The sequence below is a fragment of the Leptospira fletcheri genome, assembly GCF_004769195.1.
Taxonomy (GTDB): Bacteria; Spirochaetota; Leptospiria; order Leptospirales; family Leptospiraceae; genus Leptospira_B; species Leptospira_B fletcheri.
In genome coordinates this window covers 960,843-987,526 of the sequence record NZ_RQET01000004.1, presented here as the reverse complement: position 1 = coordinate 987,526, position 26,684 = coordinate 960,843, and the positions used below count along the sequence as shown (strand labels likewise).

Sequence of the window (26,684 nt, the reverse complement as noted above, 5' to 3'; positions counted from 1 at the left end):
TCAAATATATCCTGAGAGGCACCAGGCGCAGATCCCAAGGTGCGCCGGAATTTCCGAGACCACTCTTAACGGAACGTCCGCAGGAATTGACGGAAAGAAAATCCGATCGTCCACCGTTCTTCCACAATGCTTACAGGTGGAAAGTTTCCAGGGTTCCAGTGTCTCAGTCGGTCTTCCGATGAAATGGTCCGGAAAAGGTTTTACCTCTTCGTCCTGACTGAGCCTCTTCGTTAAGGATTCGTATTTTTCTCCGAAAGGAAGTTCCGCCCGAAATACGTGTTCCCCGTCGGATGTATCGAATCGCAATAGACTCGGCCGTATTCCGATTTCTTTAAATTGTACTAGGGAAAGCGCGAGACCGATCTGCCTGCCTTCCTCATCGAACGGATAATCCTCGTAATAGTCGGAAACATTCTGATAGGATTTCGCACGAGAAAGATATTCCGTCAAATCCTCCTCCGATTCGGAGGGGATGATCGCGTTATTCGAAATTTCCACGGCAATCCCCGTGGGATTATGGGAGAGTGCTGTTCTAAGATAAAATCCTTGTTCTTTTAACAATGAGCGAACGGACATAGGATCCGAAAAATCCCAAGATCTCCAGAACTCGTCTTCACGCTCAAGAAGAGCCTCCGACTCGCTCGAATTCCATCCTTTGGTCCTGAAATAGGAATCCAGGCAGTTTTCCTGGTACGCTCGTTCTAGCAACGTGGACAAAAGGGAAAGCAAAGGGGAAAGAAGATCCGGCTTTTGGTAGAATTCCAGGCAAAACCGAAGATAGTTCTCGAGATTGGTCTTATAGGTACCGGAAAGTACGATACCGTGGAGGATGATTTTTTTTCCCGCCTCCATTGCCTGAATCAGGCGATTCCATTTGGCAAATTCGAGGTTCATTCGCATCCGGGAATAGCAGTCGCTTTCTCCAATAAAAAGTATCGGGTTTCGTCTAAGCCTGTCGCCTTTTTTTCGCGGCAAAACCGGATAAAAAAAACCCCGACCTCGGCAAAGAGAAACCCTTTACCGAGATCGGTTACAATACGGTGCTACGTTAGTTTTGATAAGTACGCGGAGGTCTTTCCCCGATTCCAATACAACGCATCGCCCGTAACGAAACGAGCAGGATGTCGATTAGGCCGAAATCGGAGGGGGAATGTTCAGAAGATATTGGGCGAGAAGTTTACAGAATCGGAATGGAAATCGATCTTGGCGGGAAGTTTTGGAATCGAGCAGCCCAGGATTATGTATCTTTTGAGAGTCGAGGCCATCGAACGAAAGCTCTGCCTTTTCCGAATTTTCGATAAAGCTATCGCCGCTCTGATAATATTGCGTCGCGGGTCCCGTAATGCTCGGGATCGTCGTTGGAATTTTTTTTCCCGGATAAGGATTCGAATGGGATAAATGCAAAAAAAACAGCAAAGCCGGGAGCGCTAATCCGGCCGATATTAAACGAAAAGCTTTCCGTTCCTTTGCCATACTTCAATGGCGATCAAAATCTTCCGATTGTCAAGTCCGAATCTTTCATATTCCTTTTGCTCTTAACTTTTCCCTCAGCTCCTCGAAGCCGGATTTTCCCAAAAGCGCAAACATGTTTCTCTTATAGGCCTCCACTCCCGGTTGGTCGAAAGGGTTTACGCCCGATAAGCTGCCGGAAATACCGCACGCCAGCTCGAAAAAATACATTAGATTTCCTAGATATTCTGGACCGGTATCCGGAAAACAAATTTCGATACAGGGAACGTTTCCCTCCGAATGTGCGGCCAAGGTCCCCAAAATCGCCTGCCGATTCACTTCCCTCATCGGTTTTCCCGCCAAAAAATTCAAACCGTCCAGATCGTCTTCGTCCGTGGGAATCACAGGATCTTCGGCGGTCTCTTCCGGACGAAGCACCGTCTCGAACAAATTCCGTTCCCCTTCCTGAAGGTATTGCCCCATAGAGTGCAGATCCGTAGTCAAGTTGACTCCGGCCGGAAAGATTCCTTTTCCGTCTTTCCCCTCGCTCTCTCCGTACAGTTGCTTCCACCATTCGGTAAGAGTACTTAATGAAGGTGTAAAATTCGAAAGGACTTCTATGTTCCTTCCTTCGCGATAGAATCGGTTCCTCAAAACCGCATATCTGCAGGAAAGATTCTCTTCGGGCGAAGTTTTACTTAAAAGATGATCCGCAGCTCCACGGAACCCGGCGACGAAAGCGCGAATGTCGATCCCTGCAATCGCGATCGGAACCAGACCCACGGGAGTCGAAACGGAGTACCGTCCCCCCACATCGTCAGGAATGGAGAATGTGGAAAACCCGAGAACATCCGACATTTTCCGCAAGGCTCCTTTCTTCGAATCAGTGGTCGCGATCACCCTTTGCGGAGCCTTGTCTCCGTATTTTCTCTTTGCGAGATTCCAGAGCAATCGGAAAGCCAAGGCAGGTTCCGTCGTCGTTCCCGACTTCGATATTACGTTGATCGAAAATTCCCTAGTTTCCAGATATTTCAACAATTCGGAATGGTATCTACCGTCCAAATGATGACCGGCATAGATGATTTCGGGAGATCCGATCTTCGGCCGGAAAAAATGCGGTTTGGTTGCGTCTATCACCGCCTTAGCCCCGAGATAGGAGCCCCCGATTCCGATCAGTACTACGGTTTCGGATTGGCTCCGGATTCGTTCCGCTTCCGATACGATTCTTTCTATCTCCGATGATAAAAGCCTTTGCGGGTAACGGACCCACCCTAAGAAATCGCTCCCCTTTCCCTTCCCCGAAATTAAATTCTCCAGCGCGATCCCGGCGTCCTTCCACAATTCGTTTTTAGGATCCTTCCCTAAAAACTCGGAGGCAAAGCGATCTTTGAATTCCAAAGCAAAAGTCATACGTCTTACCGATCCGGGCAGAATACCGACGGGTTCCCGGATAGCAAGGAAAAGATGTGGATCCGAAATTACGAGTTTCTCCTGATAGGGAGAAAAGAGACTTGAAATTCGGGACCTCCGTACGATCGTAAGCGACTCCGGATTCAGTCGATCGAATCCGAGAATCTTTCATGTCAGGTCCAAAAACGGAAGAACTGATCCGCATTTTGAATTCCCTTCCGCAGTCTCCCAAGGCTGGACGAATCCGTCTTTTTTCGGCCCCGGGTAGAATCAATATCATCGGCGAGCATGTCGATTACATCGGAGGAATCGTTTTACCTGCCGCAATCGATTTCCGAATCTCTGCGGCGGTTAGGACGAACGGAACGAATCTTCTTCGGATATATTCTTTAGATTACGACTCTTGGAAAATCTCCGAAGCTCTCGAGTATGACCCGATCCAAACCTGGTCCAATTACGTCTTGGGAGTCGCATCCGAAGCGAAAAAGATCGGCTTGCCCGTCCGAGGATTCGATCTCGCATTCGGAGGAAACATCCCCCAAGGAGCCGGACTTTCCTCGTCGGCGGCATTGGAAGTGGTAACTGCTTATTCCCTTTCGGAACTGTTCGGGTGGAACCTCTCCAAAACGAAGATCGCACTCTTGGGACAATCGGCCGAAAACGGATTTGTCGGAGTCAACTGCGGAATTATGGACCAGTTCGTCATCTCCGTGGCAAAGCCGGAGAGCTGTATTTCTTTGGATACGGAAACTCTGGAATACGAGTATTTTCCGCTGGAATGGAAGGATTGTGAACTGGTTCTCATCGATTCCAAAGTAAAGCATAGCCTAAAAGACAGCAGTTACAACGACCGAAGAACGGAAACCGAATCCGCCCTGGAAAAACTGAAGAAAACCCGGCCGACATTGACTTCCCTGTACCGTGCCGAGGAAGAATGGTTGAGTGAAACAAGGGAGCTCACTCCACAGGAAATGTCGAGAGCTTTGCACGTAATCGGGGAACGCAAAAGAACACATAACGTGATTCATGGCTTGCAGAAAGGAGACGTTCTCGAGGTGGGGAAATCCTTATATTCCTGCCACGACTCCCTTTCTCGCCTCTTCGAGGTCTCCTGTCCGGAGACGGATTCTATCGTGGATTGGATGAAGGGAAAGGACGTCATAGGCGCCAGAATGATCGGCGGAGGATTCGGAGGTTGCGTTCTCGTACTGGATCGGATCGGCCGCGTGTCTTCCCTTTTTTCCGAATGTAACGACGCTTATTCCCGGAAATTCGGGATTTCCGCCGAGATTTATCCGATTAAAATTTCGGAAGGAGTCCGCGAAGAACGCTAACAGAAGAGAAAAAACGGTCGAAAAATCCCAAGACAAAACGCAGACTGTTCGACGAGCCGGTAAATTCAATTTAAACCCGGAAAGAATCATTCGGAAATTATGGCGGAAACTCCCTTTAATTTAGATAGCAAGGAATTCGATCATGATGCACCCGAATTGGGGGTTTTTCTGGATCCGAATCATACACCGCTTGGGCTCCCGCAAGATGCGGTGGTTGTAAGGATAGCGGGAGAAATCAATTTGTATTCCGCACAGATCATGAAGGAGAAATTCTTTCACCTCCTGGATCGCGGCTTCCTGTATCTTTTGGTGAATATGGAGAGCGTGAAATACATAGACTCTTCCGGTCTCGGAGTGTTTATGGCGACGCATTCCCGTTTGGTTAAAATGGGAAAAGGTGGGATCGCGGTTTTTTCCCCTTCATCCCAAGTGAATAAGATCCTGGAACTTACCAAACTCAAAAGTCTGATCAAGGTGGGTGCCACTTCCGCCGAAGCCTGGAAATTGCTCGCGCCTTGAGGATGTCCTTACCTCTAGAATTCCAAAATCACATAGACACCCTTCTCCATTGCAGAAGATGCCCGAAGATGGAAGGAAATCCTGTCCAAGGCTGTATCGCGAACGCGAAGATCATGAGTATAGGTCAGGCCCCGGGGATACACGAGGAAAGATACGGAAGACCCTTCGCTTATACTGCCGGGAAAACACTCTTCAAATGGTTCTCCTCGATCGGCATCGAAGAAGAACTCTATCGATCGAAAGTGAATATGGCTGCAGTCTGCCGTTGCTTTCCCGGAAAGGCGAAAAGCGGAGACAGAAAGCCGGATCCTTCGGAGATCGAAAATTGCTCCGGTTTCTTGGCCTTCGAGGTCAGATTCAACGAACCAGAATTAGTGATCCCGATCGGGAAACTCGCGATCGACCAATTGCACGCGGAGAAAAAATACAAACTCGAGGACGTAATCGGAAAAAAATTCAGAAGAGAATTTCACGGCGTCGAGCTGGACTGGATCCCTCTTCCTCATCCTTCCGGTTTGAATGTTTGGAACCATACTCAGGAAGGAAAAATCCTGATCGCCAAAGCGTTGGATCTAATCCGAAAACACCCCGCCGTCGAGCGTGAGCTCTTAAAGTTCTAGGAAGGAAATTCGGTTTTATCTTTCCAATTCCACCATTTCGTGCGATTCGGATCCGGAACGGGAGTCGCCGAAACGTAAACAGCGCACCGAAAAACGTATAACATGCATCTGTCCACTTTCGTCCCTTGCAGATCGCAAAGTTCGTCGTAGAGTTTTTCAGGGTTCCGTCCCGCCAAATCCTCTTTTCCGCGGACGCCTAGATTCCACAAATCTTCCGCAATCACCTTTCCCACACCTGGTAAAGTCCTGAATTCTTTCAGAATAGCTTCGCGCACCATGAAAACTTATGCTATACAAATCCCCGAGAAAATCAAGCATTTGCAACCGTTTGTCCAATTCCCTTTTTTTCGAGACGTAAATCGGAAAAGAACCACTCCGCTTTGGAATTCCGAAGTGGGATTTCCGATGATTTCTCTGAACAGGCTTGCATAAGCGAAAAGAAATTATATCCTGGTTTGAACTTGTAAAGTTCTGTCGTCTCATCATCGAGATTCGTATAGACTGTTAGAACTAACGACTATGGATGTAAGAATGTTTCGGAAAGCGATTTTATCCTTTCTCTTCCTGACGGTTTTATCGTGTGGAAGTTCCGTCGCAGTCAGACCCGCCGCCGGCATCGCAGGGAACTACGATTATCTTCATGATGTCGTGATGCAAAAATTACGAGAAAGGATTAGGCAGGAAGAAATCGTAGGTATAGGTTTCGCGATTACCGACGGCTCGGGAAAGTCCATCGTAGGAGGATTAGGAAAAGCCTCTTCCGAAAGACCGGTTCAGGAAAATACCATCTTTAAAGTAGGATCCCTTTCCAAAATATTCACCGGGATCGCGGTTTTACAATTAGCGGAAAACGGAAAAGTGATCTTGGACGACCCCGCCGAGAGATATATTCCCGAATTGAAAGGCGTATCTTCCCGGTTTCCGGAAGCGAAACCGTTTACGGTCCGTCAACTTCTCACTCACCATTCCGGCTTACCTTCGGACGTCTTCGAAGACTGGATGCTATCGGACCATTCCTTGGACAAATCCCCTTACAACGAATTGCCCCCCCTTTTACAGGGCATCCACCTAACGCGTCCTCCGAACACTGCGTTCGCATACAGCAATCTGGGCTTTTCCCTCTTAAGCATCATCGTGGAGAGGACAAGCGGTTACAGTTTCGAGGAATATATGAGGAGATTCGTATTCGACCCGGCGGGCATGAAGAATACGAGTTTTTTCGACGATTTACCTGAGGCTCAAAAATCCGAAGGCTATTCCGGATGGCTGTGGAAGACGGAAACCAAGGTCCCGAAACTCAGGGATTTGGCGGCTACTTCGTTATCCACGACTCCCGAAGATATGAATTCGTTTATCAAAGCCCTATTTACGAAGGCCGGTAAAGGAAATAAACTGATGACCGGTAGAAGCCTTTCGGAATTTTACGAAAAACAAAATAAAGGAATAGAGAGGGACTTGGATTTCGAGATCGGCCTCCCTTTGTGGAGATTCCTAGATTCGCGCGGAAATCTCATGTTTGCAGGGCACGGAGGTGACCTGCCCCCTTTTTCCTCCTACCTACTCCTGGATCCGGAAAACCAAACCGGAGTCTTCTTGGTTTCCAATACTTTAAGTAGCGGATCGACTGGACTGGAGGAACTCGCGATCGAATTTTTATCCACGCTTTCCGAAGTCAAAACCGGGCGTAGGCAAAATCTTCGTGTAAAAACGAAAATGGAAAAAAATCCCGGACCGGAGCAGATCAGAGTGTGGAAAAAGTGGGAAGGATATTACGCTTCCCCCTTCGGCTTACACAAGCTCGACTTCGGGAAAAAAAATCCTAAACTCACGATGTTCTCCTCGGAATTTTCCCTCCAACCTCTGATGAACGGGGATTTCTTGCCGAAAATCCCGACACTCTTCGGGTTGTTCGACCGGGATCGTGAAAATCTGGATAAGATTCGGATCTCTCTGCACGAATTCTCGAAGCAACCCGCCCTTGCTTTTTCCACTACCCAAATCCCTAAAGGAGGAATGTTGGGTCTGGCGGAGAAAGTGGAACCTTATCCGCTGACCTCCGAATGGCACGATAGGATGGAAACCTATAAACCCGAATGTGCCGACCCGGAAGATATATTAGAAAAACTGCAATTTTCTTACGACGAAGACACCGGATTCATAATGATGAATATGTCCTTAAGAATCCCCGGCGTCGCTAACCGTTCGGTTTTTCCCGTCAGACCCTTGAGCAAGAATACTCTGATCGTCTTAGGCCACGGAAGAAACCTAGGGGATACCTTGAGTTTCGAGTTGGACGAAAAAGGAGGGGAACTTCTATCTTATTCCGGATACAGAATGAGAAAAGTGAAATTACACCACGAAACCTCGCGAGTCCACCTCCCTCCGAGCAAGACGGCATGCACTTCCAATCGGACGCTATCGCGCTTGTTAAAGAATCTTCACCTACACACTCTGAGTATTTCCAAGCAACGGGAATGAGTTTATTTTTCCGAATATCCTAGAACTTCCCAGCACCATTTTTTTTCCAGATTCCGATTTGCAAATAGAACCGCTTCTGGATCGGCACTCTCCGACAAAGCCTCCCAGGCCCCTTCATGAAATTCCTGATCGAGAATCCTTGCGCCGGGAAACTCTCCTCCCAGTTCGCCGGATTTTCGAACGGCATCCTCCCATTTCATTTCCCGGAAAACGGGCAGATATTCCGAAATATCGTCCAGCCATTCTTCGGGAAATGAAACGTTTTCCGGCAGCACAAGCACGATTCTATGCAGCATGTTTTCTCCCCGGTGCGCTAAGGTCCTGGAAAGATAGGATGCCGGAATTGCGGAAAACTCCATCATGATTTCGTTAATTAACTTGGGGGAAAAAGGTTCCCTAGGATAAAGGACGACGTCCGTAACGGTGTATGGATCCTTGAGAAGCCTGACCCTCAGTTTCGAAAAGAATTCCTTTTTGCTCGATTCCAAATTCTTTCCCTTCCACCAAACGGCGATATGCCGAGAACCCGGAACGGAGAAATCTGTTATCCCCTCGTCCCTCCCTCCGTTTTCCGAAAAAACGAATACGTCCCTCATGCTCGGATCGAAATCGGCAAGAAAAGGCCTAGGAGTCTCGTCCAATCGCCGATCCAAACGATCTTCCGAGCGGAAGAGAGTGGAAGCGAGGTCTTCCGGAGAGAAATTCGGAGTGCGTATGATCCGATAAGGAGGTTTTGAAAGATAAATCAAACCTTCCCGTTCCGCATCCTTTCTCATTGCCGTCCCGGGAAGCACAGACAAGGGAAAAACCTGCACCCATTCCCCCAAACCTTTTTCGAAAAAGAAATCGATCCCCTCGAGAACGTCCTCTGGACCATCTCCCGGAAGCCCGATGATCAAATCCAACAAAAGTTCGATCCCTCGGTCCGCCAACATCCTAGCCGCTTCGGCAACCTTTTCGGGACTGCCGTAACGTTTGACACGCTTTAGAGTTTCCTTATTGATCGATTGCATGCCGAGTTCGATCCTATCGAATCCGGCAGCGGCGAGTTTGTCCGCGATTTTTTCCGTGATCCCTTCCGAACGCAGCTCGCCGAACATACTCATCTGTCGGTCGGAATTCACCTCTATGATCGAGTCTAAAAATTCCTCGAAACCCGGTCTATGGTTGAAGGTAGGATCCAGAAAGACCAGCTCTCGGGCACCCTTTTCCTTCAAGCCTCGTACCAAACCGATCGTTTCAGGAATATTTAATGTTCTAAGTACGTTACTGCTTTTCGGATAAAAACAATACGTGCATTGGGATCTACAGCCCCGAACCGTTTCCAAATACGTGGAACGGGACGGATCCACAGGAACGAAACCGGCCAAATAAGGAGAAGGATACGCAGTCAAAGGAAATGCCGCGTTTTCTTCCTGGGAAAAAGGCCCCATTCTACCGTCTTTCCCCCGTACCGCCACATTCGGAACGACACCGATATCCTCGCGTTCCAGTAAAGCCGCCAAGAGTCTGGCAAACGTATTTTCCGCTTCTCCGGAAACCGCAATGTCGTATCCCGTTTCCGAAAGGACAAACGGATTGTCCGGATTTACCTCCGGACCGCCGATCAGGATTTTTGTTTTTGGGGAACGGTTTTTTACCTCCCGCGCCAAGTGGAGACTCCTTTCGGAATTCCAAAGGTAAAGGGAAAAGCCGACAAACTCCGGTTCGTTCCGGGCGATTCTATCTGCGAGACTCGTGTCTCCCTCCAAGTCCGTGACGGAGGGATCCAGGACCTCCACTTCCAAGCCTTTCTTTTCCAGACCGTTCTCCCTCGCGGAGACTGCCAGGCAGCCTGCGGCCAAGGGAACGTTCCCCGTGGCGGCAAACGCGGTCGGTGGAGGGACCGGAAGTTGGACGAGTTTTAATTTTGCCATCTCTAACCGTTTCCAGGTTTTAGACGGCGGAAACCCGTGACAATCCTGAAATCACGTGTTTCCATCGATCCATCCGGAATCCTTAGGCGCCGGATACTTTTCCTGCGGGAGGCGGCTCTTCCGGGGTTCCGTATTTTTTGCAAACATTCAATTCCGAAAATTTAGTCGCATTCTGTTCGCACTGCACCTGTTTCAAGGTTTTATGCTGTATGCAATGGTTTACGATAGCCTCGTTCATCTCCGGTTTTAAGATACTCCGAAGCATCAATGCCTGCACCTGTTTAGGCATACTTTCGTCGTCCGCGATCAGCTTGACGATATGGATTTGGGCATCCGCACACTCTTCCGGTTTCGGTTTGGTCCTAAAACACGCCGTCAGGAAGACGACTAGGACACAAAAAAGAAAAGCGGACGTAAACCGTCCGCTTTTCCCTCTTCCGAAAAAGTAGGAAACGCGATTATTTGTCGCCGCTATCATCGACGGCTGCTGCCGCTTCGACGCGTTTGCGAAGTTCTCTAATCTCGTTCTTGTTCACACCTGGGAGTTTCATAGCGTCTTCGTAATACTTGATCGCTTTTTCAAAATCTCCGGCAGAGAAGTAATAGGTTCCGATATTGGCTTTTGCAGCTCCGGATTTTCCTCCGGCTTTCTTGTCTGCTTTTTCCCAAGCCTCTTTCGCTTTTTTGAAGCTAGGAGTTTCTCCTTTAATCTCTTGGTATCCGTCGTCCAGATAACCTGCTACTTCGGGATCTTCGTCTTTCGTATAAACGCTGATCCTTTCGGTTTTCACCAGCGGAGAAAGACGTTCCTTAATATAGCCTGCTGCTTGGTCCAACGCCTTACCGAAAGAATCCAGTACGGAAGGACATGCCAAGTTACCTACTCCTGCGTCTACTTTTGCAGGGTTGGAAACCACGGCTTTTTTAACCTCTCCGGTTTCTACTTTAATCAAAGTAGCGTCCAGAGGGATCAGCATATAACGAATTCCGGTTTGTTTGGTCACCGGTCCGCTACCGCTGGTGTCGATATTTTTACCGGTAGCCATGGAAGCGAGAGCGCCACCGACTTTCATCGCTGCAGCTCCGTAGTCCACCATCATCTCACTACCGCATTCCGTATAAGGTTTTTGGTATCCGATGTATAGAATGGCTTCCGCGCCCAGCATGTTTCCGATTTTTGCACGGTTTTTGGTGATACCGGTGAGACTCAAGGTAGCCTCGTTCAGTGCGTCAGCACGTTTGCTCAAATCGATCAGTCTGTAGTAGGATTCTTTATCGAATGCTTCGAAAACTTTCGCCGGCATTTGATCGATAAAGCTTGAACCTGCTCCGAAAACGGTTTCCCAAAGACTCTTTTGGGGTTTTTCCACGGCCAAACCAACGTTACGAATGGAGCCAAGGAATTTTTGTAATTGGCGTCCGTCTTTATTTTTTGGGAAAACGGGATATTCTACGTCTACGGTGTCTGCGCAGTTGGAAAGTGAGAATACCAACGCTCCAGCAAAAAGCAGAGAAGCGATTTTTTTCATTGGGTTAATACCAATCCTTTATGGATGATTTTAAGAATAACAACGTATTGATTCGGGGATTTCTTTTCCTGTCAATTTATTTTACGATTGGAAGCGTTTAAAACGAATTCCCGCCGGTTTCGGAGAAGGTATTATCACTTGCAAAACGAGCCGAAAAACGAAACCCTAATTCTTGGAACGTTCGATAGCCGACAGGCCGTCCGAAACGGTCAAAAAAAGAGGAAATTCTCCGAAAAAAAGACTCCGGAGGCAATATGAAAACCGCAGAAGAAATTCGTAGATCACTGGAATCTACGTATATGAGCCACGAGATCGATGAGAAACTCCCTTTGATTGAGGAAATCAACCGTCTCAAAAAGGAAAAGAATGCCGTTCTTTTAGGTCACAATTACATGACTCCCGATATTTTTCACGGAGTGTCGGATATCGTCGGGGATTCTTTATATCTCAGCAAGGTTGCGGCGGATACGGAGGCGGAAATCATCCTTTTTAACGGAGTTCATTTCATGGCAGAGACCGCTAAGCTTATGTCTCCCGAAAAAAAGGTCCTCATTGCGGACCTGAAAGCGGGATGTTCCCTAGCGGAAAGTATTACCCGGAAGGACGTCCAAGACCTAAAAGCCAAATATCCTGGAATTCCGGTCGTCACTTATGTGAATTGTACTGCGGAGGTGAAGGCCGAAACGGATGTCTGTTGTACCTCCGCAAACGCCGTCCAGATCGTGAATTCGTTGGATTCCGACGAAGTGATCTTTTTACCCGACGAATATTTGGCGGGGAATGTCCGGAACCAGACCAAAAAGAAAATCATTTCCTTTCCCGGGCGTTGCATGGTTCATGAAATGTACTCTCCCGAAGATATCCTTTCCGTTCGGAGACAATGGCCCGGAGTCACAGTAATTTCCCATCCCGAATGCAAAGAAGACGTGGTTGCAGTCTCCGATTTCTCCGGTTCCACATCTCAGATGGCCAAATTCATTAAGGACTCCGGGGCCAAAGATGTGTTTCTGGTTACGGAATGTTCTATGGGAGACAATTTACGCGCGGAATTTCCCGAGAGAAGTTTCGTCTCTTCTTGCCGCACCTGCCCTCACATGAAGAAAATCACCTTGGAAAAGATCCGGGATGCTCTTTTGTACGAACGCTACGAAATAACGTTGGATCCGGAAGTGATCGAAAAAGGAAGAATGGCGGTTCAGAGAATGTTGGATATCAGTTATAAATGACTCTTCGCATTGGTCACGGATTAGATTTTCATCGATTAGAATTGAATCCTTCCCGAGATCTGATCCTGGGAGGAACCGTAATAGAATCCGAATACGCTTTGATCGGACATTCAGACGCGGATATAGTATTACACGCGTTAGCCGACGCGATTTTGGGGGCCCTGGGCCTAGGAGATATAGGGCAATATTTTCCGGACACGGATCCTAAGTTCAAGAATATGAATTCCAGAATCATCCTGGAAAAATCCTTAGAGCTGATGAGAGGCAAAGGATTCGAATTGGTCAATACGGATTGCACCATTATCGGGGAACGTCCGAAAATCTCTCCGCATAGAATACGTATCCAGGAGACTTTATCCGGGTTACTGGGTCTCCCGCAAGACTGCGTCTCCATCAAAGCGACTACAACGGAAAAAATGGGAGCGATCGGCAGACAAGAAGGAATCGGCACCGCTTGCGTGGTCTTATTGGAAAAGAATTAAGAACGCCCTTCCGTTAGGCGATTTTCCATCAGGATTGCGTCTTCTCCGGAGGAATAATAACCCTTTCTTCTTCCGATTTCCTGAAAACCTAAGGAAACGTACAAACCCTTTGCCGCAAGATTGGAAGCGCCGACTTCCAAGAACACTCTGGGATAAGCGGAGCACAAATAAGAGAGCGCACGCTTTGCCTCGCCGAAACCTCTTTTTTCCGGAAAGATTCCGATCCGAAGCAATTCCGCTTCTTCGCCCAAATCCAGAAAGAACAAATGACCCGTTTCCTCTCGAACCCAGGCCGGATGCGAATCGATATGTTCGGCGATTCCTATTGGAGTCCAAAAAGAATCCGGAAAGCAGATCCTTTCCGACTCGGACAGAAATTTTACGTCTTTTTCTTCCGCAATTCGCCATCCGGGTGGGGGAATTATTTTTTTTCCGAATGGCAAACCGTTTTCTCCTTGCAGGCGTCAAAAATAACAATATGAATTGACGGTCGCTTTGGGGAAGAAGTTTCCGAGCTCCGCCGGAATCGACTGCGAAGCGCTTCCAACTCGAGAGCGAAGTCTCATAGGAGAAATTTGATTATGAAAACCGTAGGGAAGTACCTATATGCAGTTCCGTTTTTAATCTTCGGGATTTTTCACCTGATTTACGCTCCTGGAATGGCCGGATTAGTACCTTCTTATATACCCTTTCAGGTTGTTTGGGTTTACTTAACGGGCGTTGCAATGATCGCGGCCGCGGCCAGCATCTTTATCAATAAAAAAACGAAATTGGCCACGACTCTTTTAGCCGTATTACTAGGCTTATATATCGTATTGATCCATTTAGGGCCGGCAGCGGGGGGAAACCAACAGGAACTCATGGCCCTCTTAAAGGACTTGGGATTGTTAGGTGGAGCCTTGGTGATTGCGGGAATTTCAAAAGACAACGAGTGATTCTGGGGAGAAAGGAAGAAAAGGGAAAGAAGAAAGAAACTCCTTTCCCTTTTCCAGCTCCGGTGTTGGAATTATGATTCCAACTTTTCTCACACTTTGGCCCCACCCTGCTCTGGGCGGGGGCCGGTGCGGTGGTACACCCCCGCAGCCATACCACAAAAACCACAAGCCGACAAGAGTTTTTTTCAGCCTGTAGGAGTTCCAACAAACCTCAAATACAGAGTCCGTTCTCCCTTCTTTTTTCTAAAATTCCGTCGTCCGGCTCGATTTTCCATAGACCGTCCCGCGATTTTTTGGCACCGTATTTTCGATTCAAATGAAGACCTTCTCCTCCATAACCATTCTTCTCGTTTTTCTCTCTGGCACTTTCGATTCCTGTAAGAATCTCAGTAAATTTTCCTCCAAAAGCACGTACAAACCCCCTACGGTAGAAGACTTGGAATCTTGGAAGCGCAGGCTCTCGATGGATGAGTCCGAAATCGTGGAATTGGAAAAAAAAATCCGGGAACTCGCTTCCAAAACCAGATCTGCAGGAGCTCTCAGTTGGAAAATCGCCCAAGGCTATATGAAAATCGGCGACTACGATCTTGCCTCTAAATATTATAATATAGCGATCCAAGAGGAAGCGAACGGTAAAAAATCCGAGGTCGTCGGGGCGGACGTACACTTTTTCGAATCGGCTCTACCCTATTTCGACAAGGCGCTTCTATTGATGCCCGTAGACCAACAATTGCTCTTCGAAACCGGATTGGCGTATGCGAACGCTTCTAAGGACCGAGGCTGGGAACCGAACCGACGGCAGGCAGCCATCGAAATTTTCCAGGCTCTTTCCCGTCAGGATCCCAGGGATTCCAGATTTCCCTTCCAATTGGCCCTGATCTATTTCGATTCCTCCATGGCGGATTCGTCTTGGGAAGGAATTCAGGCGGGATTTCACGAGCAGGACAAGGCATTCGTTCTTTTGGATTCTATTTTAAGAAAGGAACCCCGAAATGTTCCCGCAAAATTTGCGAAGGCGAATTTCCTCTACCGGTCAGGCAAAATAGGGGAAGCGAAAGAGGAATACCTGCAGATCAGGTCCGCATTGGAAAGCCTGAAAAAGGACGGATTTATCAAGGAAAATCTGGAAGAAAACGATTCCTATAAAAACGTGCTGAGCGATCTGAAAAAGTTGGAAGCGAGCGAAAAATAACGTTTTGCGGAAAAAAGATTCCGTTCTCCGCATGGATTTTCTTTCTCTCAGTTCTCCTAAATTGCATTCCCTGATCGGACGATCGAGGATACTTTCCCGTTTTCCTTCCGAACTCGAAGCGATTTCCGAATTGGAAAAAATTCTCCCGGCCTCTCTCCGATCCTTAGTAACGGAGGAGGCGAAACGATACAGGATCTCCTTCGAAAAGTTAGGCGGCTTCGTTCTAAGCTATTACGATTCCGATTATCCTAAATTATTAAGAGAAATATACGATCCTCCACCGAATCTGTTCTGCATCGGGGACCGAAACGTTCTGGGGCAAAATCTCGCGGCGGTGGTCGGGACAAGATCGATTTCTCCGATCACGAGGTTGGCCTGCAAATCCGTGCCTTCGCTTTTATCCGAAACGGGATACTCCGGCCTTGTGTCCGGACTAGCTCTCGGAGCGGACGCGCTAGTGATGGACGCTGCCTTAAATGCGGGAATGTTCGTATTAGGTGTTCTAGGAACAGGCCCCGAAAAGGAATACCCTGCGGAAAACGGAGCTTTATTCCGGAAGATGAAGAACACTGCGAAGGCTCTTATCGTCACGGAATATCCGCCCGATTTTCCCGTACGCAAATACGCGTTTCCAAAGCGAAACAGGATCATCACCGGGATTTGCCCGACGTTATTTCTGATGGAAGCTCCCGCAAAAAGCGGCGCGATCTCCTCGGCCTCAAGCGCCCTTTCCCAAAATCGAGAAATCTATGTATTCGACCACCCCGCACAAACCCGTAACGAAGGTGGAAAAAAATTGATATCGGAAGGGGCAAACCTTCTTCTGTTCCCTCGACTTTCGGACACGGGTGAAAAATTTTTCCACAAAGATGATCTTTTACCCGAGGATTTCCGGGACTTGCCTGAAACACTGGCCCGTTTGGGGAAAGAAACATTGGACGACAACTGGATCCATTTAGGCAATGGCTATCTGACGTCGGAAGGCTAGGCCGAAAAAGGAATGAAAACCAAGTTTGGCTTTATAGATCGGCTTCGGACCGAAATGACGGATTTTTCCCCCGCCTGGTCCCTAGGTTTGTTTCGATTCGGACTCGGAATCCTATGCACCTCGATCTCGCTTAGGTATCTCCTCAATGATTGGGTCGGAAAATTCTTCTTAGAGCCGGAATTCCATTTTAAATATTTCGGATTTTCCTGGGTGGAAGTTTTGCCCGCCTGGCTTCTTTACCCTTTCTTCTGGATCCTGTCGATTGCGGGTTTGGGAATCTGCCTTGGTATTCTGTACCGGCTTTGTGTTACGATCTATTTCTTAGGATTCGTTTATTTCAACCTGATCGACTCTGCCCTGTATTTAAATCATTCCTATCTGCTCGGACTGGTGCTTTGGATCATGATCTGGTTGCCGGCCGATCGTTGCCTTTCCGTGGGACATTTTCTGGAAGCGTACAGAACAGGTCGATGGCCCAACCCTAAAATACGCAACTGGAATCTCTGGCTGCTCCGCTTCCAATTCGCCTGCGTTTATTTCTTCGGAGGGATTGCTAAAATCGAATCCGATTGGCTTGTCAGAGCACAGCCTCTCAAAATCTGGCTGGCGAGAGACACGGACTTTCCTGTGATCGGAAAATTTTTCGCGACCCCGATCGCCGGATATATATTCGGTTATGCGGGACTGCTATTCGATCTAGTGGTCCCGTTTTTGTTGTTAAAACCGAAACTCAGGTCTTGGATGTTCTCCTTCGTCGTCCTTTTCCAAATTCTGATCTGGGAACTTTTTCCCGTAGGGATATTTCCCTGGATCATGATTTGGGGATCCGCCCTCTTCCTCTCCGCCTACTGGCCTTTGAGCCTGAGGAATTTTTTGAAACGCCGGGGGATCTTTCCTTACGGAGAATTCAGAAATCTATTCCGAACCGTTTGGCAAAAACTTCCGGTCCGCTTTCGGTTCGACTCCGCTCAGATTATTTTGCATCTGTTGACCCGCATCGAAGGGTTGGGTCGTTGGGGGAAATCAGCCGGAACTCGTCTCTCGGGACTCCGTTCTTCCCGGATCGTAAATCTTGGACCGTACGTCTTAGGCGTATATCTTGTGGCGCAGATCCTCCTCCCTCTACGGCATAGATTTTATCCCGGAAACGTCCTATGGACGGAACAAGGTTCGCGCTTTTCCTGGCAGACGATGCTATCCCAAAAAAATGCGATCACATCCTTTCGGGTCGCGAATTTAAGAACAGGTGAGGTCCGTTTCGTCCTTGCCGATTCTTATCTTTCCGAAAGGCAAAAAATCCCGATGAGCACCAATCCGGATCTGATTTTGCAATTTTCCCATTATCTAGGAAGGGTAGAAAAAGAAAAAACCGGAGATGAGGCTGCCGTTTATGCGGATATAACCGTCTCCTTGAACGGTAGAAAAAGCAAACCGTTCGTAAACCCAACCAGGGACTTAATGAAGGCGAAAGAAACCCTTTTCCCCCAGGATTGGATCCTGCCCGAGGAAAGATAAACTTGTAATTTTACTGGCGGAATCCTGCGGTTTCCCGTTCGATAACCTCTATGCCCCCCTGGATCTCAGAGTACGTTTTCCTCCCCCTAGGAATCTATCTGGCAAGGGTTACGGATGTCAGCATAGGAACGGTCCGAATCATCCTGATCTCCCGGGAACGAAAGATCCTAGCCGCCGCCTTGGGTTTCGTGGAAGTCCTTTTGTGGCTGATCGTCATCACTCAGATCATCCGGAACCTGAACAATGCACTTTGCTACATCGCATACGGGGCCGGTTTTGCGACGGGAACCTTCCTCGGAATGGTCGTGGAGGAAAAGCTCGCAATCGGTCATTCCCTCATACGGATCATCGTTTCGGGAAATGGGGACAATATCATCGAAAGTCTGACCCGTTCCGGCTTTAGAACCACCCGATTGGACGCTTTCGGCTCCCGGGGACCGGTAACCGTGATCCTTTCCTTTCTGCGCAGAAAAGAGGTTCCGGATGTTCTAGAAATCCTGGGAAAAACGGCTCCGAGGGCGTTTTACACGATCGAAAACGCCAGGAAAACCAGCGACCTCGGAATTTGGAAGGAGGAGCCCGGAGGGGAATTTTTGGCCGGCCTTCTCTGGAGAAGGCAATCCAAAATCAGAAAGTGAACGCCCGGTCCACCCGGGCGTGAAGGATCAAGCCGGAACTTTGACCAGGAGCTTCTTGATTTCTTTGTGCATAAATGCCGGGAAGTTAAGATGATACTCCGGCAAAAGAATCTTCCAATCGTCCTTACGAATGTATTTCCGGCAATTCGGAGCTCCGCAGCGGCATTCAAAGGTTTGGTCGAAGTTCACTACGAAATTCGCGTAGTCGATGGTCAGCTCTTCTCCTTTTCGTATGTCCCGCTTTGCGATGATATTATCGTTCTGATCATACCACATATTCGGATCGCAAGAGTGGTTCATGAAGTTGGAGTTGTTAATGACGAACTGGGGGCCGGTGGGTCCGGTTACGAGTCCAAAATCTACGTCATAGCCGTATTTCATGAAGATTTCCTTCTCGGACTCGGGGAGTGCTTCCGCTTCGGCGACGGATAGCACCTTCCAGCCGAACTCTTCGTCCTCGATCCACTCGCTGTAGCTAAAAAGAAGCGTCCCTTTAGTTATGCGCGACGAGGCGAAAATTCCGTATTCCCCGAATTTGTTCGTGCGTCTTTCGATCATGCAAGATCAACCTGCTCTTCCCCCGGAAGGGGGCAAAATTTTAATCAGTCAAGTCCGGGATCGAAAAAAGTTCAATTAAAAATAGCAAATCCCCCCCACCTAAGAGTAGGAAAAAGAGATTTGGATTTTTGCTCGGAGAAGGACGCCAGAGGCTCTCACTTCGCCGAAACCTATTCCAGCCGAAGCGAAGAGAGGACCTCGCTCGTCCAAGCGTCCGAAGAAGAGACATCCCCCTCTTGTTTGAGACTCCTAACCTTGCCCGGTCCGACTTCCGCTACGAAAGTGGAGGCCTCAAACAGAGTCGTCCGCCCGCTCGCTTCGGAAAGAAGGGAAGAATCCCTGCCGAATTCCAGAAAACAAGTGATGGGAAAAGAACTTTCCCAGTCTTTCCGGGAAAATTCGAGCTGGTCGGAAAAATCCAGCCCTCTCTGCCCCGAACGAAACCTTGTTGCGTTGATCAGAACCGGAACCGACCGGGAAGGTGTCCCGCCGAATTTTCCTTTTTTGGCTTCCTTGCAAAATGCTTCGGCTTGTTCCAAGGTCTCAGCGAAGCCCAGAAGAATCGGAACGTTCGGCCGAGAGAATTTCGAGAGAAGTTTTCCCAGCTTTAACCCCTCTTCTAGTCCCAGACTTCCCTTCGGTAGAACCAGAACTGGCTGGATTTCCCGATCCACCAAGCGAACCAACCATCTTAGGAGAAGTAAGGGACGATTCCGATCCTGAGAAAAAAGGGTGAGTATCATGGTTCGGTCCCCTTCTACCTACTTCCATCTTACGGCATAGTGATATTTCTCCGATTCTAGGAATTTGTTTTCCCGAAAAAATGCGATCCAAGAAGAGTTTGCCTGCATCGGCCTTTTATCTCCGCAGGGATCCGGAAACGGAAGGACTTTCAATGGATTAACCGGAACGGAATTTCCAAAAACATTCAATATTTATAATATTTAGGTCTCCCCCTTTTATACTCTAGGGATTGGAGATTCCGTCTTTATGTCTCTTCCGAGTCGTTCGGGCGATCCATAAAGGGAAAATCTGAAAAATGCTTGAACGAAAGTCCTTCTTTCGTAGATTTCGGACTTAACTTTTTCTTCGTTCCCGGGAGGCGAAAAGTTTTTATGAGCGTAAAGCGGCTTCTATCCAAACCGGATCATCAAAAAATCCTTTCCACGCTGGAAAGCTCCGAACTCCCCCAAAGCGTACCTACTTCCGTGATCGAAAGCCTGCGCAAAGAACTTTCCAAAGCCAAGAAACTGGACCCGCAGAAGGTTCCGGAGGATCTGATCACGATGAATTCCAAATTCGTATTACGGGACCTCGGGAACGCGCAGGCATTCCAATTCACGCTAGTCTATCCGGAGGATTGGGAAAGTACCCATCCTTCCAGTGGAAAAATTTCCGTATTCTCTCCGCACGGCAGCGCCGTATTGGGAGCAAGAGTAGGAGAAGTTGTACGTTGGTTAGTGGACGGGAACGAGAAATACTTAAGAGTACAAGAATTGCTCTTTCAACCCTGACGGGAACGACAAAAAGCCGATCGTTACTTCCGTGTATTTCGTGATCGGATCCGAACCGATTCCTTTGTAACCAAGAAGGCTCTCCCTACGAACTAGGTACCGAGGTAGAGACCCATGAAACGTAAATCGAATCCGTTCTTCCCTTTGATCCGCTCCATCCTTCCTCTTTTGCTCCTCTTCGCCGTTTTGCCCGCAGCAACAAAAGAGAAAACGAAACTAGAAACCGCGATTTTCGCCGGAGGTTGTTTTTGGTGTATGGAAGGTCCCTTTGAAAAACTTCCGGGAGTCGTCTCTGTGGTCTCCGGTTATTGCGGCGGAAAAGAGAAAAATCCGAAATACGAGGAGGTGGGACACGGACAAACAGGGCACCGGGAATCCGTCTTAATCACCTACGATCCGGAAAAAATCAAATACGAGACCCTGCTGGAAACGTACTGGAGACAAATCGATCCGACGGACGACGGAGGACAATTCGCCGATAGAGGGAAACAGTACAAAACCGCCATATTCTATAAAAATAATATTCAAAAAAAGATGGCGGAAAATTCCAAACGATCCTTAGCGATGTCGGGTAAATTCCAAAAACCGATCGTAGTGGAAATTTTGGCGGCTAGCGACTTTTATCCCGCGGAAGAATACCACCAAGACTATTATAAAAGGAACCCGGATCATTATAAGCAATACAGAAAAGGTTCCGGGCGGGAAGATTATTTACGGAAAACTTGGGGACAATGAATCTTTCTTCGGAAGTATCCGCAAAAGGGAAACTTCAGTTTCCCGCTAAACGAAATAGATAAATCGTCAGCTTTTGGAGTTTGTCCCGCTCAGGACCGGGGATTTCTTTTTCCAAATCTATGGTTTTTCTATAAATCGATTTGAGATGGTTTTTCAACGTTCCGGAATGGATGCCCAATTCCTCGCAGATCTGGTGTTTATCCTTGCCCGAAGCGATGCTGGCACAGATGTCCGTTTCCTTCTTGGTCAGCTTCGTTTTTTCCCGAAGAATCCGCGCCAAAGACTGACGGTCGTATCCTTCGAAACGGCGCAAAACATCGGGCTGAGTCGGTCCTTTAGATGCGATCTCCAAGACCCCGCGTAACTGGAACGGCCCTCCTACTTCCCGCTCGGACAATACCATGAGAAAATTGGTAATTTTACCTTCTTCGTCCTGGATGGGGGAGATGATCTGATTCCATTGCAAATATCTACCGGAGCGCTTCCGGTTCGGAAGACTTCCGTGGAATTCCTTCCCTTGGAGAATCTTTTCCCAAAACTCGTTGTAAAACTCCAAAGAAGCCGGATCGGACTGGAACACTTTAGGAGTCTTTCCGATCAATTCGGATTCCGCAAACCCTGAGATTACTTCGAACTGACCGTTAGCGGCAAGGATCACACCGTCTTTATCCGTTAAAAACATCGCACTCTTGGATTGGCGGAAAGCCCGATAGATGATATCCGTGGATCGAATGCGTTCGGAAGCCCCACCCTTAATGAACAATAAAAAGGACAAACCTTTTTGGGAATTGGGCAGGATCGTAGCGATTTGCAAAGTGGGAATTTTCTCTCCGGATTTTTTCAGAACGTAGACCTGGCCCTGCCACTCTCCGTTCCGCAGAGCTACCGGCAATATCTCGGCCTGAACGAAGGGCTTGTCCCTTTCGGAAAACAAATCCACCAGATTCTTTCCGAAAAGCAGATCTTCGGAAAGAAACTCCAGGATTTCCTTTCCTTTATGACTGATATGCAGGATCTGCCCCTCGGCATTGCAGACCAGTAGAATATCGGGTACGGTTTCGTATTTTTGATCGTATTCCCTTAAGTATTCCAATCGCTCGACCCTTCTCTCGTACTTTGCCTTCACAAAGCTTGATTTTTAAATCACGTGAAAATTTCCAAGAAACGAAGAAAGCCCAAAACTTGCGCTCTTCTACATCTTTGGGACAAGGATTTTAGGTAAAATCTAACAACCCCTCGGAAATTCCGGCAGGAAATACCTTTAAAATTTGGATTCGGGTCGAATCCGAAAGCAAGCCCGAAGAATTGGAACTTGGTTGCTTCCCAAAGACTGCCCCCGATGCTTGGGGCATGAGCGAACTCATTTTAGTGATCGGAAATAAGAACCTTTCTTCCTGGTCCTTCCGTCCCTGGATCCTTTTAAAACAAGCCGGTATTCCGTTTCGGGAAGTTTCTCTCCGACTGTTTACACCCGAATATGCTTCGGTGATCGCCGATTATTCTCCGTCTGGAAAAGTTCCCGTTCTCCGAGACGGAGACCTTACGATCTGGGACAGCCTGAGTATTGCCGAGTATGCGGCGGAGAAGAAGCCGGAACTCTGGCCCAAAAATTCGAATACGAGAGCCAAGGCCAGATCGATCACCGCGGAGATGCACTCCGGCTTTACGGGTCTCAGAAGCAACTTAACCATGAACTTCACCGGAAGGATCTCCGACAAGCAGATCCCTCCGGAGGCCCAAAAGGACATAGATAGGATCCGAAACTTATGGGAAGAAAATTTACGGGAAAATGGAGGTCCTTTTCTGTTCGGTAAGGATTTTACCGTAGCGGACGCGTTCTATGCTCCGATAGTTTCTCGCTTCATCACTTATAAGGTTCCTCTTTCCGGCCCGAGTGCGGAATACGTGCGCACGATTTCTTCTCTACCTGCCTACAAGGAATGGGAACAAGGCGCCGCAGAACAGGAAAAACGCTCCTGATCGAATTCGGACCGGTTCTGAAAAATAAACTATACAAATTTATAGTTTACAAATGTTTCCATTTATTTTATTCTCTGGTTCGTGCCTCCGAGATCCGAGAAAAAGCAAAAAAGAGGAACGACTTCTTCCCCGGAAGGAAGATTCACTCATGTGCATCGGGAAGTCTGGGAAGAGGCCGGAGAAGAAGGAACCGTCCGCACTACGGAATTTTTTTGGGAAGATTCCAAATCCCTTCTGACGTACAACGATTCTCCTGACATTCCGATCCAAGCCGGCCTCAACCCGTACCGAGGCTGCGAACACGGATGCATCTATTGTTTTGCGAGACCGAATCACGCCTATGTGGATCTTTCTCCTGGTTTGGACTTCGAATCCAAAATCTTCGTAAAAAAGAACGTAGATCGGTTACTGATCGATGCGTTGCGAAAAAGAAAAGGAAACGTAGAGACGATTACGATGGGCACCGCCACGGATCCGTACCAACCGGGAGAAAGAAAATACAAGAATTCCCGGAAGATCCTGGAAGTATGCCTCAAGTTCCGCCAACCTCTAGCCATCATTACGAAATCTTCTCTCATACTCCGGGATCTGGATCTTCTTTCCGAAATGGGTCGTCTCGGAATTTTGAAAGTCTTCGTTACCATCACGACCCTGAATTCGGAACTCTGGTCCGCCCTGGAACCGAGAGCCCCCGCCCCCAACAAAAGAATAGAGGCAGTCAAAGGTTTGACCGAAGCTGGAGTTCCTGTCGGAGTCATGTTCGCTCCGGTCATTCCGTTCTTAAATGACAGTGAAATGGAAACTGTACTGGAAAGAGCCAAATCTGCCGGAGCGGAAAGCGCAGGAATGGTCTTCGTGCGCCTCCCATACGAAGTCGCCCCCCTGTTCGAAGAATGGTTGGGAGTTCACTTTCCTCTCAAAAAGGAAAAAATCCTGCGTGTTATCCGGGAAGCCAGGGGAGGAAAATTGTACGACTCGGACTTTTCCCAAAGAATGACCGGAACCGGAAATTATGCGCAATTGTTGCGGACCAGATTTCGTTTAGCGACTCGCAGGTTGGGCCTAAACCATAGAGGAACCATCCGGGGCGATTTATTCCGCGTTCCGGAAGAGTTCCAGGTGCTTGCAAGCAAGGACCAGGATTTACTCCCCGGATTGTTCTAGCAGGATCGGATGTTTCGGACCGGAGCCTGACCTCGGAACTTATTGTAGTTTTTCGCGAAGTTGCTTGGTCTGCTGGTCCTTTTCCGGTGACTGCCAAGCCTTGTAAGAGAAAGTGTTCGAATCGTACGTCCGAGTCGTGTATTTTTCTCTGTAGGGAGCTACCAGTTCTTTGTCCGGTTCCGTAGTCCTTGCCGCAAGAATCTTCCTCATTCCTTCCTGTCCTTGTCCGAACCATTCCGGATCAACGGGAAGATTCACTCTATGGCCTCTCAATTGGGTTAAAGCATAAGGACCGTCGAATCCGCTCTCCCGGATCAATTTTCCGTAAAATAGAAATTCCACATCCTGGCGCCCTGCGCCCAACTTCCCGTCAAAGGAAGCCCAGGCAATGGGTTCTCCCGAGGCCGCATGGACGAGGTTCCCTTCCAAATGGTAGGTCCCGGCCCGAAATACGTTTAAGCTGGCTCGTACGGAAAGCGACCCTTCGTTAGGATCGTCGGAAAAATAACCGTTCCACTCCGCCGGCTGGTTTGGAGAAGAGAAAAAGGAAGTAAGCAACTTCCCCTCTTTCTTTTCTTTTCCGTAAATGAATTGGACTTCCAGATACATGTCTCCCCAATCCTTGATCCCGGGACGCCACTGGAAGGTAAAAAGATTGTCCTTAGCCTTCGCGTCTCCATCCGTTCCGTGATCGTTTCCTTCCGGACTGACGGCTCCGAATTTGTGACCGTCGAATTCCCTCCAAAGTTTTACATCTCTGACATCGATCGGAACCCTTTGGAATTTATTGTCGAAGCATTCCAAGGTAATATAGACAGGATCTTTCATACCGATCGCGGCCCATTGCAAGGGTTGCAGCTTGCAGGAATATTCGTTCGGTTTTTTATCCGTCGGCTTGTCCGCCATGGGAATGGGAGCTAAAGGAATAAAGTACGGATCCAAGAGATCCGCATTGTATTTCGTCAAGGGACGGGAATTCGGAGGATACTCCGACCATTCCAGATAATCTTTCAGAATTTTTTCCTGGGGAATACTCTCGTCCAGTTGCTGCAAGGAACCGGAATCCGAGTGGGAAGATCCTGAAGAAAACTTTCCCTTGGCCATGAATTCGGCCCTTTCTCTTTTTTCTTTTTCAGTAAGGAAATATCCTTCTTCTCTTGCTTCGTTCCAAAGTAACAGAAGGATCGCCAGCGAGGCCACAAGTAGGCCTAGATAGATCCAGATTTTTTTGTTTTTCATGTTTTGGGGAATGTCCTTCGATTGGCGGCTAAACTCTTTGTCCTTAAGAGCGGATTCTTCACAACCGTTTTTATTTTTCTCATCGGAATCGGAGACTGAAGATTCATTCCGTAAGCACAAGATCCCGCTTCGACTGAAAAGTTCCGAATCCGGGTCGGCAAAAATCCCCAAATCAAACAAAACAATTGTTATATAAAAATACGAATCGGTTACAATAATTTTAGCGACCGTTATACATAATTTTTTTCTAATTCATTAGAACGCTCTTTATATTTTTTTCATTCGAATTGTTATGCGAAAAAAATCTCCATTCACTTGACGCGGAGCACAACTTCCTGCATAGTTGTAGGTCGGGAAATTCGAGAAGGGTTCTTCTCGGCTTTCCCTAAAAGATCGGAGAATAGTGAAGATGAAAAATTGGAAGAGTATGGGATTCGGGTTGGCCTTTGCGCTATTGTTTGCAAGTTCCCTTTCGGCACAAACGTATACGATATTTGTGCATGGGAAATCGGACCAAAACCACAATGGCGTAGGGACCACGGATGTGAACAACTACTGGGGCACTGCTCCTAATTCCGTATCCGGAGCGAAAATTTTCGTAGGGTATGATGGAACCAGTGATCCACGTACGTATGGCACGGCAAGAGCCCAAACGAACCTGACTACCGGCTTAAACACGTATTGCACAGGATCCAATTCCTGCAAAATCGTGTGCCATAGCGCAGGCTGTTATGCTACCGAATATTGGTTAGCCAATCTAGGTGCTACTACGGCCAGCAGAGGATATAACATCACGAAAGTTACCGCACTTGCATCCGCTTCCGGCGGATCGGAACTGGCTTCCGCTCTGAACGGAATCACGTTCGGATTCGGCGGAAACGCAATGGACAAATCCTTGGTAGTAAGCACTGCCCGGGGAGCGTACAATCACAACGTTACTGCTGGGATTACGTTCTACCAAGTGCCAGGATACAAAGGATTCTCCGGCATCCAGGGGGCTTCTTCCCTCATTCTTCCGGGTGCGGACGACGGAGCGGTGGCTTTCCATTCCTCATGCGCTTACAATAAGTCGGGCGGTTTGAGCGTTTGCCAATCCTCGGTTACTCAGAGTGAAGGAATTTGGCCGTTTAATTACAACGTCACCTACACTCAGTTCCAAGGACATACGAGAGCTCCTTCTGTGGGATCCGGCGGGTTGTACCTCGACCACTACGAACTGGAAGGCGAAGGCTGGCGTTAATTCGTCGGCAAGGGTACGCTGCG

27 protein-coding genes are annotated in these 26,684 nt (G+C 48.2%); 16 read left to right on the top strand and 11 right to left on the bottom strand.

The genetic code is table 11. The features are described from left to right. Both EHO60_RS07925 and EHO60_RS07915 read right to left on the bottom strand, forming a co-directional pair. A complete protein-coding gene (locus EHO60_RS07925; RefSeq protein WP_135767588.1) occupies positions 1-894 on the bottom strand; it encodes a hypothetical protein in 894 nt (297 codons plus the stop codon). 624 nt (positions 895-1,518) lie between these two features. Beyond that, the gene (locus tag EHO60_RS07915; RefSeq protein ID WP_135767586.1) at positions 1,519-2,859 is read right to left on the bottom strand and encodes a glucose-6-phosphate isomerase; all 1,341 of its coding nucleotides are present in this window, start codon (positions 2,857-2,859) and stop codon (positions 1,519-1,521) included. Between the two features lie 170 nt (positions 2,860-3,029). On the opposite strand from EHO60_RS07915, the gene galK reads away from it, so the two are divergent. The 3 genes from galK (at position 3,030) to EHO60_RS07900 (ending at position 5,332) form a co-directional block, all read left to right on the top strand. Next, positions 3,030-4,193 (top strand): galactokinase, encoded by a 1,164-nt coding sequence (galK, locus tag EHO60_RS07910; RefSeq protein ID WP_135767585.1) that lies wholly within the window; start codon positions 3,030-3,032, stop codon positions 4,191-4,193. A 99-nt stretch (positions 4,194-4,292) separates the two neighbouring features. Continuing rightward, positions 4,293-4,712, top strand: a complete 420-nt coding sequence (locus EHO60_RS07905; RefSeq protein WP_135767584.1) for an STAS domain-containing protein — start codon at positions 4,293-4,295, stop codon at positions 4,710-4,712. A gap of 2 nt (positions 4,713-4,714) precedes the next feature. After that, entirely contained in the window at positions 4,715-5,332 is a 618-nt protein-coding gene (locus tag EHO60_RS07900; protein ID WP_135767583.1) for a uracil-DNA glycosylase family protein, read from the top strand. Here EHO60_RS07900 and EHO60_RS07895 read toward each other — a convergent pair. Then, complete coding sequence (locus tag EHO60_RS07895) at positions 5,329-5,610, bottom strand: helix-hairpin-helix domain-containing protein (protein ID WP_135767582.1); 282 nt, start codon at positions 5,608-5,610, stop codon at positions 5,329-5,331. The two genes, EHO60_RS07900 and EHO60_RS07895, sit on opposite strands and share 4 nt — an antisense overlap. Positions 5,611-5,863: 253 nt before the next feature. On the opposite strand from EHO60_RS07895, the gene EHO60_RS07890 reads away from it, so the two are divergent. After that, positions 5,864-7,810, top strand: coding sequence for a serine hydrolase domain-containing protein (locus EHO60_RS07890; RefSeq protein ID WP_246028187.1), 1,947 nt, complete (start codon positions 5,864-5,866; stop codon positions 7,808-7,810). Between the two features lie 2 nt (positions 7,811-7,812). On the opposite strand, the gene EHO60_RS07885 is transcribed toward EHO60_RS07890, so the two are convergent. The 3 genes from EHO60_RS07885 to EHO60_RS07875 all read right to left on the bottom strand — a co-directional run bounded on the left by EHO60_RS07885 (position 7,813) and on the right by EHO60_RS07875 (position 11,255). Then, a complete protein-coding gene (locus EHO60_RS07885) occupies positions 7,813-9,726 on the bottom strand; it encodes a B12-binding domain-containing radical SAM protein (RefSeq protein WP_135767580.1) in 1,914 nt (637 codons plus the stop codon). Between the two features lie 82 nt (positions 9,727-9,808). Then, positions 9,809-10,204, bottom strand: coding sequence for a LipL41-expression chaperone Lep (lep, locus tag EHO60_RS07880; RefSeq protein ID WP_135767579.1), 396 nt, complete (start codon positions 10,202-10,204; stop codon positions 9,809-9,811). Continuing rightward, entirely contained in the window at positions 10,185-11,255 is a 1,071-nt protein-coding gene (locus tag EHO60_RS07875) for a lipoprotein LipL41 (protein WP_135767578.1), read from the bottom strand. The genes lep and EHO60_RS07875 overlap by 20 nt, the downstream gene beginning before the upstream one ends. Positions 11,256-11,509: 254 nt before the next feature. Between EHO60_RS07875 and nadA the strand changes: the two genes are divergently transcribed. Then, positions 11,510-12,481, top strand: a complete 972-nt coding sequence (gene nadA, locus EHO60_RS07870) for a quinolinate synthase NadA (protein WP_135767577.1) — start codon at positions 11,510-11,512, stop codon at positions 12,479-12,481. Beyond that, a complete protein-coding gene (ispF, locus tag EHO60_RS07865) occupies positions 12,478-12,963 on the top strand; it encodes a 2-C-methyl-D-erythritol 2,4-cyclodiphosphate synthase (RefSeq protein WP_135767576.1) in 486 nt (161 codons plus the stop codon). Before nadA ends, ispF begins: the two co-directional genes overlap by 4 nt. Here the strand turns inward: ispF and EHO60_RS07860 are convergent. Continuing rightward, a complete protein-coding gene (locus tag EHO60_RS07860; RefSeq protein ID WP_135767575.1) occupies positions 12,960-13,406 on the bottom strand; it encodes a GNAT family protein in 447 nt (148 codons plus the stop codon). The genes ispF and EHO60_RS07860 overlap by 4 nt on opposite strands. A gap of 138 nt (positions 13,407-13,544) precedes the next feature. Between EHO60_RS07860 and EHO60_RS07855 the strand changes: the two genes are divergently transcribed. From EHO60_RS07855 to EHO60_RS07835, 5 genes are all read left to right on the top strand, one after another. Then, a complete protein-coding gene (locus EHO60_RS07855; protein WP_135767574.1) occupies positions 13,545-13,898 on the top strand; it encodes a DoxX family protein in 354 nt (117 codons plus the stop codon). 316 nt (positions 13,899-14,214) lie between these two features. After that, positions 14,215-15,090, top strand: coding sequence for a tetratricopeptide repeat protein (locus EHO60_RS07850; RefSeq protein ID WP_135767573.1), 876 nt, complete (start codon positions 14,215-14,217; stop codon positions 15,088-15,090). Positions 15,091-15,094: 4 nt separating this feature from the next. Beyond that, positions 15,095-16,078, top strand: a complete 984-nt coding sequence (locus EHO60_RS07845) for a DNA-processing protein DprA (RefSeq protein WP_246028186.1) — start codon at positions 15,095-15,097, stop codon at positions 16,076-16,078. Between the two features lie 12 nt (positions 16,079-16,090). After that, entirely contained in the window at positions 16,091-17,593 is a 1,503-nt protein-coding gene (locus tag EHO60_RS07840) for an HTTM domain-containing protein (protein WP_135767572.1), read from the top strand. A gap of 50 nt (positions 17,594-17,643) precedes the next feature. Continuing rightward, on the top strand, positions 17,644-18,231 hold the full coding sequence (locus tag EHO60_RS07835; protein WP_135767571.1) for a DUF2179 domain-containing protein: 588 nt from the start codon (positions 17,644-17,646) through the stop codon (positions 18,229-18,231). A 27-nt stretch (positions 18,232-18,258) separates the two neighbouring features. Here the strand turns inward: EHO60_RS07835 and EHO60_RS07830 are convergent, their stop codons facing one another. Both EHO60_RS07830 and EHO60_RS07825 read right to left on the bottom strand, forming a co-directional pair. Continuing rightward, positions 18,259-18,789: an SET domain-containing protein gene (locus tag EHO60_RS07830; protein WP_135767570.1), complete on the bottom strand. Its 531-nt coding sequence runs from the start codon at positions 18,787-18,789 to the stop codon at positions 18,259-18,261. A gap of 170 nt (positions 18,790-18,959) precedes the next feature. Beyond that, positions 18,960-19,532, bottom strand: coding sequence for a hypothetical protein (locus EHO60_RS07825; RefSeq protein ID WP_135767569.1), 573 nt, complete (start codon positions 19,530-19,532; stop codon positions 18,960-18,962). Positions 19,533-19,904: 372 nt separating this feature from the next. On the opposite strand from EHO60_RS07825, the gene EHO60_RS07820 reads away from it, so the two are divergent. After that, a complete protein-coding gene (locus EHO60_RS07820) occupies positions 19,905-20,303 on the top strand; it encodes a GreA/GreB family elongation factor (protein ID WP_135767568.1) in 399 nt (132 codons plus the stop codon). A 114-nt stretch (positions 20,304-20,417) separates the two neighbouring features. After that, entirely contained in the window at positions 20,418-21,038 is a 621-nt protein-coding gene (gene msrA / locus EHO60_RS07815; protein ID WP_135767567.1) for a peptide-methionine (S)-S-oxide reductase MsrA, read from the top strand. 34 nt (positions 21,039-21,072) lie between these two features. Here msrA and EHO60_RS07810 read toward each other — a convergent pair whose 3' ends face one another. Next, the gene (locus tag EHO60_RS07810) at positions 21,073-22,131 is read right to left on the bottom strand and encodes a PAS domain-containing protein (protein WP_135767998.1); all 1,059 of its coding nucleotides are present in this window, start codon (positions 22,129-22,131) and stop codon (positions 21,073-21,075) included. Positions 22,132-22,388: 257 nt separating this feature from the next. Here EHO60_RS07810 and EHO60_RS07805 point away from each other — a divergent pair, with 257 nt between their 5' ends. Together EHO60_RS07805 and EHO60_RS07800 are read left to right on the top strand one after the other, a co-directional pair. Beyond that, on the top strand, positions 22,389-23,018 hold the full coding sequence (locus tag EHO60_RS07805) for a glutathione S-transferase family protein (protein WP_135767566.1): 630 nt from the start codon (positions 22,389-22,391) through the stop codon (positions 23,016-23,018). 81 nt (positions 23,019-23,099) lie between these two features. After that, positions 23,100-24,182 carry a PA0069 family radical SAM protein gene (locus tag EHO60_RS07800; RefSeq protein WP_135767565.1) on the top strand — a complete coding sequence of 361 codons (1,083 nt, stop codon included), beginning with the start codon at positions 23,100-23,102 and terminating at the stop codon, positions 24,180-24,182. A gap of 39 nt (positions 24,183-24,221) precedes the next feature. On the opposite strand, the gene EHO60_RS07795 is transcribed toward EHO60_RS07800, so the two are convergent. Next, positions 24,222-25,421 carry a hypothetical protein gene (locus EHO60_RS07795; RefSeq protein ID WP_135767564.1) on the bottom strand — a complete coding sequence of 400 codons (1,200 nt, stop codon included), beginning with the start codon at positions 25,419-25,421 and terminating at the stop codon, positions 24,222-24,224. Positions 25,422-25,830: 409 nt separating this feature from the next. Between EHO60_RS07795 and EHO60_RS07790 the strand changes: the two genes are divergently transcribed. Beyond that, entirely contained in the window at positions 25,831-26,661 is an 831-nt protein-coding gene (locus EHO60_RS07790; RefSeq protein ID WP_135767563.1) for a hypothetical protein, read from the top strand. Positions 26,662-26,684 lie beyond the last annotated feature (23 nt).